This is a genomic window from Pseudorhodoferax sp. Leaf265 (assembly GCF_001422365.1).
Taxonomy (GTDB): domain Bacteria; phylum Pseudomonadota; class Gammaproteobacteria; order Burkholderiales; family Burkholderiaceae_C; genus Pseudorhodoferax.
Window position 1 is genome coordinate 168351 of the sequence record NZ_LMMT01000036.1, and the last position, 14254, is coordinate 182604.

Annotated in this window: 14 protein-coding genes; 7 read left to right on the top strand and 7 right to left on the bottom strand. The window is 68.8% G+C overall.

The genetic code is table 11. From position 1 onward, the window contains the following. Positions 1 to 26 precede the first annotated feature (26 nt). Positions 27 to 995 carry a tripartite tricarboxylate transporter substrate binding protein gene (locus tag ASF45_RS24365; RefSeq protein ID WP_056669289.1) on the top strand — a complete coding sequence of 323 codons (969 nt, stop codon included), beginning with the start codon at positions 27 to 29 and terminating at the stop codon, positions 993 to 995. 15 nt (positions 996 to 1010) lie between these two features. On the opposite strand, the gene ASF45_RS24370 is transcribed toward ASF45_RS24365, so the two are convergent. From ASF45_RS24370 to ASF45_RS24390, 5 genes are read right to left on the bottom strand one after another with little or no spacing between them, the layout of a single operon-like run. Next, positions 1011 to 1919: a dihydrodipicolinate synthase family protein gene (locus tag ASF45_RS24370; protein ID WP_056669292.1), complete on the bottom strand. Its 909-nt coding sequence runs from the start codon at positions 1917 to 1919 to the stop codon at positions 1011 to 1013. A 25-nt stretch (positions 1920 to 1944) separates the two neighbouring features. Further along, positions 1945 to 2463, bottom strand: coding sequence for a cupin domain-containing protein (locus tag ASF45_RS24375; RefSeq protein WP_082551249.1), 519 nt, complete (start codon positions 2461 to 2463; stop codon positions 1945 to 1947). Positions 2464 to 2487: 24 nt separating this feature from the next. Continuing rightward, a complete protein-coding gene (locus ASF45_RS24380) occupies positions 2488 to 3240 on the bottom strand; it encodes an SDR family oxidoreductase (protein ID WP_056669295.1) in 753 nt (250 codons plus the stop codon). A 4-nt stretch (positions 3241 to 3244) separates the two neighbouring features. After that, positions 3245 to 4069: an aspartate dehydrogenase gene (locus tag ASF45_RS24385; protein ID WP_056669300.1), complete on the bottom strand. Its 825-nt coding sequence runs from the start codon at positions 4067 to 4069 to the stop codon at positions 3245 to 3247. Next, a complete protein-coding gene (locus tag ASF45_RS24390; RefSeq protein ID WP_063887776.1) occupies positions 4062 to 4862 on the bottom strand; it encodes an alpha/beta fold hydrolase in 801 nt (266 codons plus the stop codon). The genes ASF45_RS24385 and ASF45_RS24390 overlap by 8 nt, the downstream gene beginning before the upstream one ends. 403 nt (positions 4863 to 5265) lie before the next feature. Between ASF45_RS24390 and ASF45_RS35885 the strand changes: the two genes are divergently transcribed. Genes ASF45_RS35885 through ASF45_RS24405 form a run of 3 tightly spaced genes read left to right on the top strand, consistent with a single transcriptional unit; the run spans position 5266 to position 8222 of the window. Next, on the top strand, positions 5266 to 5886 hold the full coding sequence (locus tag ASF45_RS35885) for a TRAP transporter small permease (protein ID WP_056669307.1): 621 nt from the start codon (positions 5266 to 5268) through the stop codon (positions 5884 to 5886). Between the two features lie 29 nt (positions 5887 to 5915). Then, on the top strand, positions 5916 to 7181 hold the full coding sequence (locus tag ASF45_RS24400; protein WP_056669309.1) for a TRAP transporter large permease: 1266 nt from the start codon (positions 5916 to 5918) through the stop codon (positions 7179 to 7181). Between the two features lie 54 nt (positions 7182 to 7235). Then, the gene (locus ASF45_RS24405; protein ID WP_056669311.1) at positions 7236 to 8222 is read left to right on the top strand and encodes a TRAP transporter substrate-binding protein; all 987 of its coding nucleotides are present in this window, start codon (positions 7236 to 7238) and stop codon (positions 8220 to 8222) included. A 21-nt stretch (positions 8223 to 8243) separates the two neighbouring features. Here the strand turns inward: ASF45_RS24405 and ASF45_RS24410 are convergent, their stop codons facing one another. Continuing rightward, a complete protein-coding gene (locus ASF45_RS24410; protein ID WP_156473171.1) occupies positions 8244 to 9275 on the bottom strand; it encodes a substrate-binding domain-containing protein in 1032 nt (343 codons plus the stop codon). A 156-nt stretch (positions 9276 to 9431) separates the two neighbouring features. On the opposite strand from ASF45_RS24410, the gene ASF45_RS24415 reads away from it, so the two are divergent. Continuing rightward, positions 9432 to 10985 (top strand): long-chain-fatty-acid--CoA ligase, encoded by a 1554-nt coding sequence (locus ASF45_RS24415; protein WP_156473172.1) that lies wholly within the window; start codon positions 9432 to 9434, stop codon positions 10983 to 10985. Between the two features lie 3 nt (positions 10986 to 10988). On the opposite strand, the gene mnmH is transcribed toward ASF45_RS24415, so the two are convergent. Beyond that, a complete protein-coding gene (gene mnmH / locus ASF45_RS24420) occupies positions 10989 to 12092 on the bottom strand; it encodes a tRNA 2-selenouridine(34) synthase MnmH (RefSeq protein ID WP_056669320.1) in 1104 nt (367 codons plus the stop codon). A 135-nt stretch (positions 12093 to 12227) separates the two neighbouring features. On the opposite strand from mnmH, the gene ASF45_RS24425 reads away from it, so the two are divergent. Together ASF45_RS24425 and ASF45_RS24430 are read left to right on the top strand one after the other, a co-directional pair. Beyond that, positions 12228 to 13553 (top strand): C4-dicarboxylate transporter DctA, encoded by a 1326-nt coding sequence (locus tag ASF45_RS24425; RefSeq protein ID WP_056669323.1) that lies wholly within the window; start codon positions 12228 to 12230, stop codon positions 13551 to 13553. Positions 13554 to 13557: 4 nt separating this feature from the next. Next, positions 13558 to 14244, top strand: coding sequence for a GntR family transcriptional regulator (locus ASF45_RS24430; RefSeq protein WP_056669325.1), 687 nt, complete (start codon positions 13558 to 13560; stop codon positions 14242 to 14244). The last annotated feature ends 10 nt before the right edge of the window (positions 14245 to 14254 follow it).

Consider the following 14254-nt stretch of genomic DNA (forward strand, 5'->3'; position numbering starts at 1 on the left):
GACAACAACAACGAGAGGGAGACCCCATGAACCCAAGCCGCCGCACGCTGCTGGCACTTTCCGCAACCTTGGCCTGCACTGGCGCGCTGGCCCAGGGCGCCTGGCCCGACAAGCCGATCCGCCTCATCGTGCCGTATGCGGCTGGCGGCGCCACCGACGGCTTCGCCCGCATCGTCGCCGAGGGCGTGGGCAAGCGCCTGGGCCAGAGCGTGGTGGTGGACAACCGGCCCGGCGCCAACGGCGGCCTGGGCCTCACGGCCGTGCAGCGCGCGCCGGCCGACGGCTACACGGTGCTGTTCACGCTGACCTCCATCGTGCAGAACCCGCTGCTCTACGCCAACGTGGGCTACGACCCGTTCAAGGACTTCGCGCCTGTGTCCGAGGTCGGCCGCCTGCCCATCGTCTTCACGGTCAGCACGAAGCTGGGGGTGGATTCGTTGGCCGGCTTCGTCGAGAAGGCGCGCGCCGCACCGGGCAAGCTGTCGTATGGCTCGTTCGGCGCGGGATCGAGCGCCCACATGTACATGGAGCTGCTGCAGGATGCCGCCGGCATCCAGCTGCTGCACGTGCCCTACAAGGGCGAGGCACCGGCCATCACCGATCTCTTGGGCGGCAGCGTGGACGCGGTGTTCGTTTCCGCGCGCGGCGTGTCGCCGCACGTGGCGGCCGGCAAGGCGAAGTCCATCGCGGTCGTCGGCACGGCACGCGCGCCGCTGGCCACCGATGTGCCGACCTTCCGCGAGCAGGGCTACGCCGCGATGGACCTGGTCGGCTGGTTCGGCATGTTCGTGCCGGCCGGCACGCCGGCGCCCATCGTGCAGCGCATCTCCGAGGCCGTGGCCGAGGTCGCCCGCGACCCGGCGCAAAAGCCGCGCATCGAGGCCCTGGGCGTGATCCCGGTCGGCAGCACACCCGCGCAGCTGGCGCAAACCATGCGTGCCGACCAGGCCGTGTGGAGCCGGGTCATCAAGGAAAAGAACATCCGGCTGGAGTGAGGCCCGCGTCCAAGCTCAGGCGCGGCGCAGGGCCTCGAGGTCGTCCAGCGTCTTGCGGACGATGGCCAGCGTGCGTTCGCGTTCCTCTCCCACCAGCGGCAGGCGCGGCGGCTTGACGGTCTCGGGATGGCCGGCGATCACGTTCTCGGCCAGCTTGATGTACTGCACCAGCTTGACGTGCGTATCGAGGTGGAACAACGCAATCAACGCCTGGTAGAGCTTGCGCGCACCGGCGAAGTCGCCCGCGTTGGCCAGGTCCAACAACCGCACCGACTCCCTGGGCAGCGCATTGGCCATGCCCGAAACCCAGGCCTGGGCGCCCAGCGCGGCACTCTCGACGATCAGGTCGTCCACGCCGCAGACCACGTTCAGCCGCGTGCCGAAGCGCGCCAGCAAGTCGGTCACGCGCGTGGTGTCGTAGCTCTCTTCCTTGATCGCCACGATGGTGGGCTCCTCCAGCATTTCCACCAGCAGGTCGGGCGTGAGGTCCACGCCGTAGCCGCGCGGGTTGTTGTACAGCAGGATCTGCAGCCCGCTTGCCTGCGCCACGCTACGGTAGAAGGCCACGGTCTCGCGCGCATCCGACTTGTAGGTCAGGCCGGGGAACACCATGAGGCCGTCGACGCCGATCTGCTCGGCCTTCTTCGCGAAGGCGACGGCGCGCTCGGTGCTGGTCTCGGCCAGACCGGAGATCACCGGCACGCGGCCGGCCACGGTCTCCTTGCCGATGCGCAGCACCGCGAGCTTCTCTTCGGGCGAGAGCGAGGCGTTCTCGCCCACCATGCCCATCAGCACCACGCCGGCGACGCCGTTGGCGATCAGGCGCTCCAGGCCGGCGCGGATGGCGGCCTCGTCGAGTGAGAAGTCGGGCTTGAGCTTGGTGGTGACGGCGGGGAAGACGCCTTTCCATTCGATCTTGGTCATGCATGTGTCCTGTTGGTTGGAGAAATCAAGCCTGGGGTGGCGGAGCGAAGACGGTGTTGGCCTCAATCTGCAGCACGTCCGACGGGCGCGCGAAGGGCTCGGGCGCGGGTTCGCCGGGCTGTCGCGCACGCCCGATCGCGGCGAAGAAGTCCTCCAGCCCGCCGGGCATGAAGAACCAGACCCACTGCAGCTCGGTGTCGCCGTCGTTGATGAAGGTGTGGGGCACGTTGTGGCCCATGTACAGCGTGGCGCCCGGCAGCATGCGGTGGGTCTCGCCGCCGATCTCGGCGCGGCCCTGGCCGCGCAGCACGTAGAACACCTCTTCGCTGGTGTCGTGGGCATGCAGGCGCACGCGGCCGCCGGGTGGCAGCGTCTGCGTGCCCATCGAGAAACGGTGGAAGCTGCGGATGTTCTTCTCCGACAGGATGCACTCGGCGTGGCCGTTGGCCGGCACCGGCTGCCAGAAGGTCGGCGCGGCACCGGCCGGCACCGCCAGCGCATCGCCGTGCGGCTCGTCGAAGGACAGGCATGGGGTCTGGGTCATCGTGGTCTTCCTGGAATGCGCGGCTCACCAGGCGGTGAAGCCACCGTCCACCGTGAACATGGCGCCGGTCGCGAAGGACGCCTCGTCCGAGGCCAGCCACAGCATCATGGTGGCAATCTCGACGGGCTGGCCCATGCGGTTGATCGGCGAGCGCGCCTCCAGCCCCTTCCTGAAGGCCACCGGATCGGGCACCTGCTCGAACATGCGGTCGTAGTAGCTCGAGGCGATCACGCCGGGAGCCACGCTGTTCACGCGGATGCCATCGACCGCATGGTCCAGCGCCATCGCCCGCGTGAGCGCGGCCACGCCGCCCTTGGCTGCCACGTAGGCGGCGCGGTCCTTGATGCCGACGACCGAGATGGTCGAGGCCATGTTGATGATGGAGGAACTGCCACGCCGGCGCAGGTGCGGCACGGCGTACTTGGAGCACAGGAACACACCCTTGAGGTCGACCGCCATCAGCGCGTCCCAGGCATCTTCCTCGAGCGTCTCCACGGTGCCCAGGCAGCCGAAGCCGGCGTTGTTGACCAGCACGTCGAGCCCGCCGAAACGCGCCACGCAGAGTTCGACCATGGCCTGCACCTCGGCCGACCTGGACACGTCGGCCGTGCAGGCCAGCGCGTTGTCGCCCAGGCGCGCCGCGACGCGCTCGGCCAGCGCGCCGTCGCGGTCGGCCACCAGCACCTTGGCACCCTCCTTGACGAAGAGTTCGGCGGTGGCCTCGCCGATGCCGGCACCGGCGCCCGTGATCAGCGCCACCTTGTTGTGAAGTCGCATGCGTTCAGCTCCAGTCAGAGGGATGGATGGAAAAGGGGTTGAAGTGCGCGTGCAGCGCCGCTTCGATGCTCAGCGCGGCAAGCCAGGAGGTCTTGGGGTTGTCGGGCAGCGGCGTGTTGGCCAGCCGCAGCGACAGGCTGCCGAAGGTGCCTTCCGCGTGGAGCTCGTGCACATTGGCGTCCACGTGCGGGTCGGCGACCAGCGTGACGGCCGTGCGCTCGAAGCCCATGCCGGCCAGCGCCACGGCAGCCGTCACGTTGGCGTTCTTCGGGTAGGCGCGCGCGGCTTCGGCGGCGCTGCCTTCGAAGATGACTGCGGCTTCACGCACCTCGGCCAGCACGCAGCGCGCCTCGGCCGGCGTGCCTGCCCAGGCCAGCGGCGGCTTGCGGCCGGTGTAGCGCACGCTGTGCAGCCCGGCACGGCGCGCGGCGCGCAGCGTGTCGAGTCCGCCGATGGCGCCGGAAACCACGATGGGCCGGGCCTGGCCCGCGCGGGCGGCCTCGTCGATGGCGTTGCGCAGGCCGGCGTCGCCGAGCGCGCCGACCGAGGCGATCACCACGTCGCAGCCCACGCGCAGCAGCGCCGGCACGGCCTGCGCGACGACCGCATGGCCGGCACATTCGATGGCGAGCTCAGGGGCCCAGGCGAGCAATGGCTCCAGCTCGGAGAAGACGGCCAGTACCGCGCCATCGGCCGGAGCGTTCGTGCCCGGCCGCAACAGCGCCGCCAGAGCCGCATCCGGGGCTAGCCGCGCCCGCAGCGCGGCCACGCGCTGGCCGATGGCGCCGCGGCCCAGCAAGGCGATGCGTTGAGGCTGCCGTTCAACCATGGCCGCGCAGGAAGCAGGCGAGCGCTTCGGCGTAGTCGGCAGGACGCGTGGCCGGCACGAAATGCCCGCCGTCGAGCTGCACCAGCTGCGCGTGCGGCATGCGCTGCGCCAGGTCGTTCGCATGGTGGAAAGGCACGATCTGGTCGTCCGCGGCACCAACGATCAGCGTCGGTTGCCCGATGCGGGACAGCTCGTCTGCGCGTTCGTAGCCGAGCAGCATGTCGATGCGCTCGGCGGTCAGCGCGTTGCGGGCGGTATCACCCAACAGCCAAGGCGGCACATCGGACCCGGCCAGTTCGCGGTCGTACCAGGTCGCCGGATAGCCCAGCAGTTGGCCCAGCACGGCATAGGCGCCCTCACCCGCGCGCTCCAGCACCACGCGGCGCAGCGCGAACAGGTCGCGGAAATGGCGGTCGGGCCGGGCCCAGGTGCTGCTGAGCACCAGCGACTGCAGGCGCGTTGGCGCATCGAGCGCCAGCGCCTGCGCCACCAGCCCGCCGGTGGAATGGCCGACGCAGCTGAACTGGCGGATGCCCTGTGCGTCCAGCAGCTCCAGCACCGCCGCCGCGATCGTGCCGATGGCCTGCGCGCCACGCGGTGCCGAGCCGCCGACGCCTGGGTGGTCGAAGCTCAGCACATTCCAGTCACGCGACAGGATTTGCGCCACGGGGCGCCAGAAGCGGCCCAACCCGCCCAGCCCGGCGACGAGCACCAGCGTGGACCCGGCGCCCACGGACTCGAATGCCAGCGGCGGAGAGACAGATTCGGAAGGAGCGGGATCGGCAGGGTGCATGGCGGCGCAAAGCCTGTTGGTTCGACGACTCAATGTAATCGATTACACAGCATGGGTGCAAGCATTTCTCTGTGCGTCCCCTTCCGGTGCGCAGTGCGCCCGCCGTTGGTGCCGGAGCACCAAAAGGAACACGCCACCCATTGGAGAACGACCGCCGACACCACGCGTGCCTGCCGCAAAACCGGTACCTGCGCAAGGTGGCAAGCACTGGCACCAAATCTGCTTCGAGCTTCTTAAGCTTGTAATCCTTTACAACTCCAGTTTCCGACGCCACGCGGCCCAGCCGCCTCAAGGCCAGCGCTTTTTTGCGCGCAACGTAGTCGCCAGAAATCCTGGTCTGTTTCTTGCGGTACTCTGTAATCGATTACAGCATTTCGACACGAAATGCATTGAAAGGTCAGTGATGCGTGCCACCGCCAACACAGCCGTCCCGCCCGTGCCGCTTCAGCAGTTGTCCATCGGGCTGGCGCTGCGCGTGCTGTTCCGCGCCAGCCGCTGGATGAACACCGGCCTGCGCCACCTGGTGGGTGCCATGCTCTGCACCATGGTGCTGGTGGTGTTCGCGCAGATCCTCGTGCGCTTCCTGCTGCCGCGCCTGGGCATCACTGTGTCGGTGCCCTGGTCGGAAGAGCTGGCGCGCTACCTCATGGTGTGGTGCATCTTCCTGGGTGCTGCCGTGGCCTCGCGCGCTGGCGACCTGATCGCGGTGGAGTCGCTTGTCGATGCCCTGCCCGCGCGCATCGGCTGGCGCCTGAAGATGGTCGCCTACGTCGCCACCATCGCATTCCTGGCCACGCTGGTGTGGCTGGGCTGGCGCTGGGTCGAGTTCGGCGAGGGCGAGAGCTCCACCGTCATGAACCTACCGATGTCCTGGGTCTACCTCGCGCTGCCGGTGGGCGCGGCACTGACCATCGTGAACATCCTGACCCGCCTGCTCGAAGGCGTGGTGCGCCAGCGCGCGCAGGGCGATGCGCCGCAGGTCGAGCCGGTCGCACCGCCGGCCGGCGAGCCCTCGCTGGTCTGAACCCACCCCGTGCTTTCCAGGAGAACCCCATGCTGATCTTCGGCTCCATGGCGATCACGCTCGCGCTGTCGATCCCGATCTTCGCGGTGATGGGCATCTGCGCCATCCTCGCGCTGCACAACGTCAAGATGGACCTGATCACGGTGCCGCAGAACGTGTTCGAAGCGCTGGATTCGTTTGCTCTGCTTGCCGTGCCGTTCTACGTGTTGGCGGGCAACCTCATGAAATCCGGCGGCATCTCGCGCCGGCTGATTGCGCTGGCCATCGCCCTGGTCGGCTGGATCCGTGGCGGCGTGGGCGCGGCCTCGGTGCTGACCTGCATGTTCTTCTCGACCATGTCGGGCTCCTCCTCGGCCACCACCGCGGCGGTGGGCGGCACCATGATCCCGGCGATGGAGGACAAGGGCTACCCCACGCCCTTCGCGGCCGCGCTGGTCGCGGTCGGCGGCGAACTCGGCGCCATCATCCCGCCCTCGCTGCCCATGGTCATCTACGGGCTGGTCGCCAACGTCTCGATCGGCAGCCTGTTCATCGCCGGCATCCTGCCCGGCATCTTCGTCGGTCTCACGCTGATGCTGGCGGTCTGCATGATGGCCAAGTTGAAGAACTTCGACGAGGTCAAGCGCGTATCGCCGCGCGAATGGCTGCACGGCCTGGCCACGACGGGCGGCGAAGCCGTGCTGGCGCTGCTGATGCCGGTCATCATCCTGGGCGGGATCTACTCGGGCGTGTTCACCGCGACCGAGGCCTCGGTGGTCGCCGTGGTCTACGGCCTGGTGATCGGCGCCTTCGTCTACAAGGAGATCCGGCCCAAGGACCTGGTCGCGATCTTCAACGAATCGGCCGTCATGACCGGCATGGTCATGTTGATCGTGGGCTTCGCCGCGCTGTTCGGCTACGCACTGACCGTGAACCGCGTGCCACACCACCTGGGCGAGCTGATCGGCCACATCGCCAGCGGGCCCGTCGTGTTCCTGCTGCTCGTGAACGTGCTGCTGTTCGTGATCGGCACCTTCATGGAGGCGCTGGCGACGATCCTGATCCTGGCCCCCATCCTGGCGCCGATCGCGCAGACCTACGGCATCGACCTGGTGCACTTCGGCATCGTCATGATCATCAACGTGGCCACCGGCATGGTCACCCCGCCGGTGGCCGTCAACCTGACCATCGCCAGCCAGATCTCCGGCGTTTCGATGGACGCGATGACGCGGCCCTTGCTGGTTTTCCTCGCCGTGCTGACGCTTGATGCGCTGGTCATCAGCTTCGTGCCGGCGCTCTCGCTGGGCCTGCTCTGAACCCGTCGCCGGCTTTTCCCTTCGCCCCTCCCTCCCCTTCACAAGGAACGATCCATGACCTTCCGTTTTGCACACCTCGTGGGCACGCTGGCCTGCGCCTTCGGCCTGACTGGCCTGGCCACCGCGCAGACCGCCGAGATGTCGGTCGGCCACGTGCTAGCCACCGCCAGCCACTACCACGCCGCCGCCGCCAAATTCTCCGAAGTGGTGAACCAGAAGTCCAAGGGCGCGATCAAGGCCACGGTGTTTCCGGGCGGCCAGCTCGGCGGGGAGGTCAAGATGCTGCAGTCCGCGCGGACCGGCACGCTGGACGTGGTTGTCACCGGCGAAGCCCCGCTGGAGGGCTTCGTCAAGGAATTCGCGGTGTTCTCGTTCCCCTACCTGTTCAGCAGCGTAGACCAGATCAACGGCGTACTGCAGGGCCCCATCGGTCGCGGCATGCTAGACCTCCTCCCCAAGTACAACCTGGTGGGCCTGGGCTTCATCTCGGCACTGGAGCGCAACATCTTCACCAACGGCAAGGTGGTCAACACGATCGCCGACATGAAGGGCCTGAAGATCCGCGTGATCCAGGGCCCCGGCTACGTCAAGGCCTACCAGGCCCTGGGCGCACAGCCCACGCCCATGGCCTACACCGAGCTGTACACGGCGCTGCAGAACGGTGCGGTGGACGCCGCCGAGAACTCGCCCGACGTGTTCCTGCAGGACCGCTTCATCGAGGTCTCCAAGACCTACGCCAACCTCAAGATCATGTACATGCCGGCCGTCATCGTGATGTCCAAGGCCAAGTACGACGCACTGTCGCCCGAGATGCAGAAGGTGGTGCAGGAGGCCACGGCCGAGGCCATCGCGTTCGCCACCGCGCAATACAAGAAGGACTACGCAGACGCGTTCGCCGCGATGAAGAAGACCGGCGTCAAGATTGTCGAGCCGGACCTCAAGCCCTTCATGGAAGTGGGCCGCTCGGTGCACGGCGACCTGCTGGGCGAATTCCCGATGGCCAAGCCCTGGTACGAGAAGATCGTCGCCGCGACCAAGTGAGCCGCCGCGCGGCACCGCGGGTCAGGCGGCGCTGCGCACCACGGCGGTCGAGCCGCGGATCACCAACTCCGAGGGCAGCACCACGTCCTCGACCGGCCGCCCGCTGTCGAGCACGCCGAACAACGCCTCGGCCGCCAGCTCGCCCATGCGGTCGGCCGCCGTGCTGATGGTCGTCAGCGGCGGATCGGACAGCGGCGCGAAGTCGTCGTTGTCGAATCCCGTGATCGAGATGTCCTGCGGCACCCGCAGACCCATGCGGCGCGCTTCGCCCATCACGGCCAGACCGTAGGCGTCGCTGTTGCAGACCACTGCGGTAACCTCGGGGTGGCTTTCGCGCATCGCGCGGAAGCTGCGGATCGCATAGTCGAGCGAGTAGCCGTGCGTGTCCTCGTAGATGCGCGGCTCGCCCGGGATGCCGGCACGCTCCAGCGCATCGGTGAATGCGCGGCGGCGCGCCTGCTGGCGGTCGTTGCCCTTCACCGGCCCCGAGAACATCGCGAACGCGCGGTGGCCCAGCCCGAGCAGGTGCTGCATCACCTTCTCGGTGGCCACGTAGTTGTCGTAGCCGATCGAGGGGAACGGCGTGTGCGTGAGCGCCGAGTAGGTGCACACGGTGGGCACATGCTTGTCGATCAGGTAGGACATCAGCTTGGCATCGTCGATGCGGCCGACCATCACCAGGCCTTCGACCCCGCGGTCCACCAGCTGACGCACAGGCTCGAACACGCGCGAGTTGTCGAACCCCACCGTCAGCAGCACCGACAAATAGCCGTAGCCGCTCATGCGCCGTTGGAAGCTCGACACCATGCGCGCGTACAGGCCGTAGTCCATGGTCGGGAACACCGCGCCCACCATGCCGCTGCGCTGCAGCCGCAGCGCCTTGGCCGCGGGGTTGGGCGTGTAGCCCAGCCGGCGGGCCACATCGAGCACGTGGTCGCGGGCCTCGTCACGCACGGTGTGCGGCAGGTTGAAGGCACGCGAGACGGTGGCGACCGAGACGCCGGCGGCCCGGGCCACGTCCATGACACGCGGACGGCGCGGTTTGCTCTCCAAGACGGTTTCTCCGGCGGCGGTTGAGGGATCGGGGCCGATTATGTAATCAATTACAGACGGCGCTGCGGTGGCCTGCCATCGCGATTCCGTCGTTTTGGACGATGCCGCGTGCGCGGCCGCTTCGCATACTGCCGCCCGCACAACGGAGACATCCCCATGGAACTGACCCAGCCCCTGCACAAGGCCCTGCAGGAACGCCCTGACGCCGAGGCCCTGGTCTGCGGGCAGCGCCGCAGCACCTTCGCCCGATTCGTCGACCGTGTGGCCCGCCTGGCCGCCGTGCTGCGCGACCTCGGCCTGGCGCCGGGCGATCGCGTGGGCCTGCTGGCCCTCAATTCCGACCGTTATGTGGAGTACCTCTACGCCACCTGGTGGGCCGGCGGCGTCGTCAACCCCGTCAACATCCGCTGGAGCCCGCGCGAGGTCGCCTACTCGCTGGACGACTGCGACACGCGCATCCTGATCGCGGACGGCCACTTCGGCGCGGTGGCGGCCGAGCAGCGCCAGCTCTCCAGGAGCCTCAAGACCCTCGTGCATTTCGGCGACGGCCCGGCCCCCGAGGGCTTCGCCGATGCCGAGGCCTTGATGGCAGCCGCGCACCCCGGGCCCGATGCGCGCCGCAACGGCAGCGACCTGGCGGCCGTGATGTACACCGGCGGCACCACGGGCCTGCCCAAGGGCGTGATGCTCTCGCACACCAATCTCTACGCCGGCCAGCTGTCGGCCAACATGGCCGCACGCCGGCCCGACGAGGCCGTGGGCCTGAACATGGCGCCCATGTTCCACGCCGGCGGCGCGGGCCTCACGCTGCAGCTCATGATGCGGCTGGCCAGGCAGGTCATCATCCCGGCCTTCGACGAGCTGGCCGTGCTGCAGGCGCTGCAGAACGAGCGCTGCAGCGAGACCTTCATGGTGCCCACCATGCTCAAGCGCCTCGTCGAGCACCCGCGCTTCGCCGACTTCGACACCAGCAGCCTGCAACTGGTGCTCTACGGCGCCGCCCCCATCGACGACGCGCTGCTGCTGCAGGCGCTGGACAAGCTGCCGCGCGCACAGTTCTGCCAGCTCTACGGCATGACCGAGCTCTCGCCCGTGGTCACGGCGCTGCCGGCCTGGTGCCACGCGCCCGACCAGCCGGCGGCGCGCCGGCGCTCGGCCGGCCGGCCCGTGCCCATCGCCGAGGTGCGCATCGTCGACCGCGCCGGCCGGCCCGTGCCGAACGGCACCGTGGGCGAGATCGCCGCGCGTGGCCCCATGGTCATGCAGGGCTACTGGAACAAGCCCGGGCAGACCGCCGAGGTGCTGCGCGATGGCTGGATGCACACCGGCGACGGCGGCGTGATGGACGCCGACGGCTTCGTCTACGTCGTCGACCGGCTCAAGGACATGGTGGTCACGGGCGGCGAGAACGTCTACTCGGCCGAGGTCGAGAACGCCATCGCGCAGCTGCCGGAGGTCTCCATGTGCGCCGTGATCGGCGTACCCGACGAGAAATGGGGCGAGCGCGTGCACGCCGTGGTGGTGCTGCGCGCGGGCCAGGCGCTGACAGCCGAGGCGCTCATCGCGCATTGCAAGGGCCAGATCGCAGGCTACAAGTGCCCGCGCAGCGTGGAGTTCGTCGAGGCGATCCCGCTGTCACCGGCCGGCAAGCTGCTCAAGTACAAGCTGCGCGAGCAGCACTGGGCCGGGCGCGGGCGCCAGGTGGCTTGAGCCTCAGCGGGCCGCCAGGCGCTCGCGCAGGTAGTCCAGCACGGCCGCGCGCTCGCCTTCGAAGACCACGCGCTCGGCCCGGCTCTGGCGCTGGTAGGCGTACATGGGGTCGTAGTACTGGCGCATCAGCACCGCGATCCATGCGCGGTGGCCGTCGACACGGCCGCTGTCCCGCTGCTCGGCCAGGGCCTCCTGCATGACACCCTGCAGCCGCTGGTACTGCGCGCCGCCGAGGCGCTTGGCCAGCCTGGCCAGGCTCTCCAGCAGCCGCGCCGCGAAGCGCTCCGCGCCCTGCTCCGCGCCGTGCACGGCCACGAAATCGGCAGCCTGCTGCAGCACGTAGTCGTTCAGGATGCGCTCCACGCGGGCCTCGAAGCTGTCGGTGAGGCAGACCAGCGGCACCTGTTCCAGGCGCAGCCGCAGCTCCAATGGCACCGAGCAGGTGCCCACGTGCCGGCCTTCATCCTCCACCACGAAGCGATGCTGCCCACCAGCGCGCTGGCGCAGGATGTCGACGGCAAGCCGGTTCTCGAAGTCGATCTGCGCCGGCTGCGGCGTGGCGCGCGCGCCGAAGCTGGAGCCACGGTGGTTGGCATGGCCTTCCAGGTCCAGACCGCCGGCCAGCGCCGCCAGCACCTCGGTCTTGCCGCTCCCTGTCAGGCCGCTCAGCACGTAGAAGTCGCACTGCGCCGCGGCCGCCTGCGTGGTCTGCAGCAGGAAGCCGCGCATGGCCTTGTAGCCGCCCTCCACGCGCGGGTAGGCGATGCCGGCTTCGCTCTGCAGCCACTGCTGCACGATCTGCGAGCGCAGGCCGCCGCGAAAGCAGTACAGCACGCCCTCGGGATGGGCCTGGGCGAACGCGGCCCAGGCCGCGATGCGCGAACGCTTGGTGTCGCCGGACACCAGCTCGTGCCCCAGCGCGATGGCGGCCTGCTGGCCTCGCTGCTTGTAGCAGGTGCCGACCTGCTGGCGCTCGCCGTCGTCCATGAGCGGCCGGTTGACCACCCCGGGGAAGGCGCCCTGCGCGAATTCGACGGGCGCCCGCACATCCATCATGGGCACGGCGTTCAGGAACAGGGAGCGGTAGTCGGCAAGCGTGGCGGGCATCGGCCCATTCTCGCGCCGCGCCGCGGCAGCCTCGGAACCCGCCCTCATGGATAACCCGATGTCGCTGACTCGCACATCTTGTCTATATTTCTTGCATGCAAGATTTTGATGATCTTGCATTCAACAGGAGCTGCCATGCGCTTTTTCCGTTCCCTCTTCGGCCAGGTCGTGATCGCGCTGGTGGTCGGCACCACACTCGGCCTGGCCCATCCCGAGTTCGCCGTCCAGCTCAAGCCGCTGGGCGATGCGTTCATCAAGCTGATCAAGATGATCATCCCGGTGCTGGTGTTCTGCGTCGTGGTGCACGGCATCGCGGGCGCGGGCGACTTGAAGCGCGTGGGCCGCGTCGGCGTCAAGGCGCTGATCTACTTCGAGGTGTTGACCACGCTGGCCCTCGTATTGGGCCTGGTGCTGGGCTACTGGTTCGAGCCCGGCGTGGGCATGAACGTGGACCCCAAGGCGCTGGACCCGGCCGCCATGGCAGCCTACGCGAGCAACGCCGACAAACTGACCAGCGGCGGCACAGTGGACTTCCTCATGAAGCTGATCCCGACCACCGTGGTCAACGCCTTCGCCACCGGCGACGTGCTGCAGGTGCTGCTGTTCGCCGTGCTGTTCGGCTGCGCGCTGGCGCTGCTGGGCGATGTGGGCAAGCCGGTGGCGCAGCTGGTCGACACGATGTCGCTGGTGCTGTTCAAGATCATGGGCATCCTGATCAAGCTCGCGCCGCTGGGCGTGCTGGGCGCCATCGCGTTCACGGTCGGCAAGTACGGCGTGGGTTCGCTCAAGCAGCTCGGCATGCTGGTGGGGCTGTTCTACGTGGCCGTGCTGCTGTTCGTGTTCGTGGTGCTGGGCACGGTGATGCGCATCTCGGGCTTCAGCCTGTGGAAGCTGCTGCGCTACCTGCGCGAGGAACTGGCCGTGGTGTTCGCCACCACCTCGTCGGACAGCGTGCTGCCGCAGATCATGGCCAAGCTGCGCCGCATGGGCATCCGCGACTCCACGGTGGGCCTGGTGATTCCCACGGGCTACTCGTTCAACCTCGACGCGTTCTCGATCTACATCACGCTGGCCGCGGTGTTCATCGCCCAGGCCACCAACACGCCCGTCAGCATGACCGACCTGCTGGCCATCCTGGCCGTGGCGCTGGTCACCTCCAAGGGCGCGCATGGCGTGCCGGGCTCGGCCATCGTGGTGCTGGCCGCCACGCTGCACGCCATCCCCGCGATCCCGGCCATCGGCCTGGTGCTGGTGCTGTCGGTGGACTGGTTCATGGGCATCGCGCGCGCCTTGGGCAACCTGATCGGCAACTGCGTGGCCACCGTGGCCGTGGCCGCCTGGGAGGGCGACATCGACCGGGCCCGCGCCCATGCGGTGCTGAACGGCGAGCCGGTCGACGACGACGTGGCGGCACAGGCCGAGGTGCCATCGGCCTACCCGGGACGCGCTGCTGCACACTAGCGCGATGCCCACCGAAGTCAGCCCCACGACCATCGCCGAGCGCGTGGTCCAGTCCATCCTCGCGCAAAAGCTCGCCCCGGGCGAGCGGCTCGGCGAGCAGCAACTGGCCGACCTGTTCGGCGTGAGCCGCACCATGGTGCGCGAGGCGCTCATGCAGCTGCAGGCGCGCGGCTTCGTCGAGGTGCAGCCCAAGCGCGGCTGGTATGTGGTGCAGCCCTCGGCCGAGGAGGCGCGCGACGCCTTCGCCGCGCGGCGCATCGTCGAATCCGGCATCCTCGGCGCCGAGGGCAAACCGCTGGCCCAGACCATCCGCGCGCTGCGTCAGCACATCGCACAGGAGCAGCAGGCCATCGAGGGCGCCGATGCCGCCACGCGCGCCTTCCTGCTGGCCGACTTCCACGTCTGCCTGGCCCAGGAGATGGGCCACCGCTTGCTGTCGGACGTGCTGCGCGACCTGACCGCCCGCACCACGCTGGCCGCCACGCTCTACCAATCCAGCCACGACGCCAGCCAGTCCTGCGCCGAGCACGCCGCCATCGTGGCCGCGATGGAGCGCGGCGACATGGGCGAGGCACGCCAGCGCATGCTGGCCCACATCGGCAACGTGGAAGAGGCTCTGCAGACCGAGCAGGCCGGGTTCTCGCAGGCCGACCGGCTGCGCGCCACGCTGTCGCCGCTGGCCCTGCCCTGAGCCCTGCGAC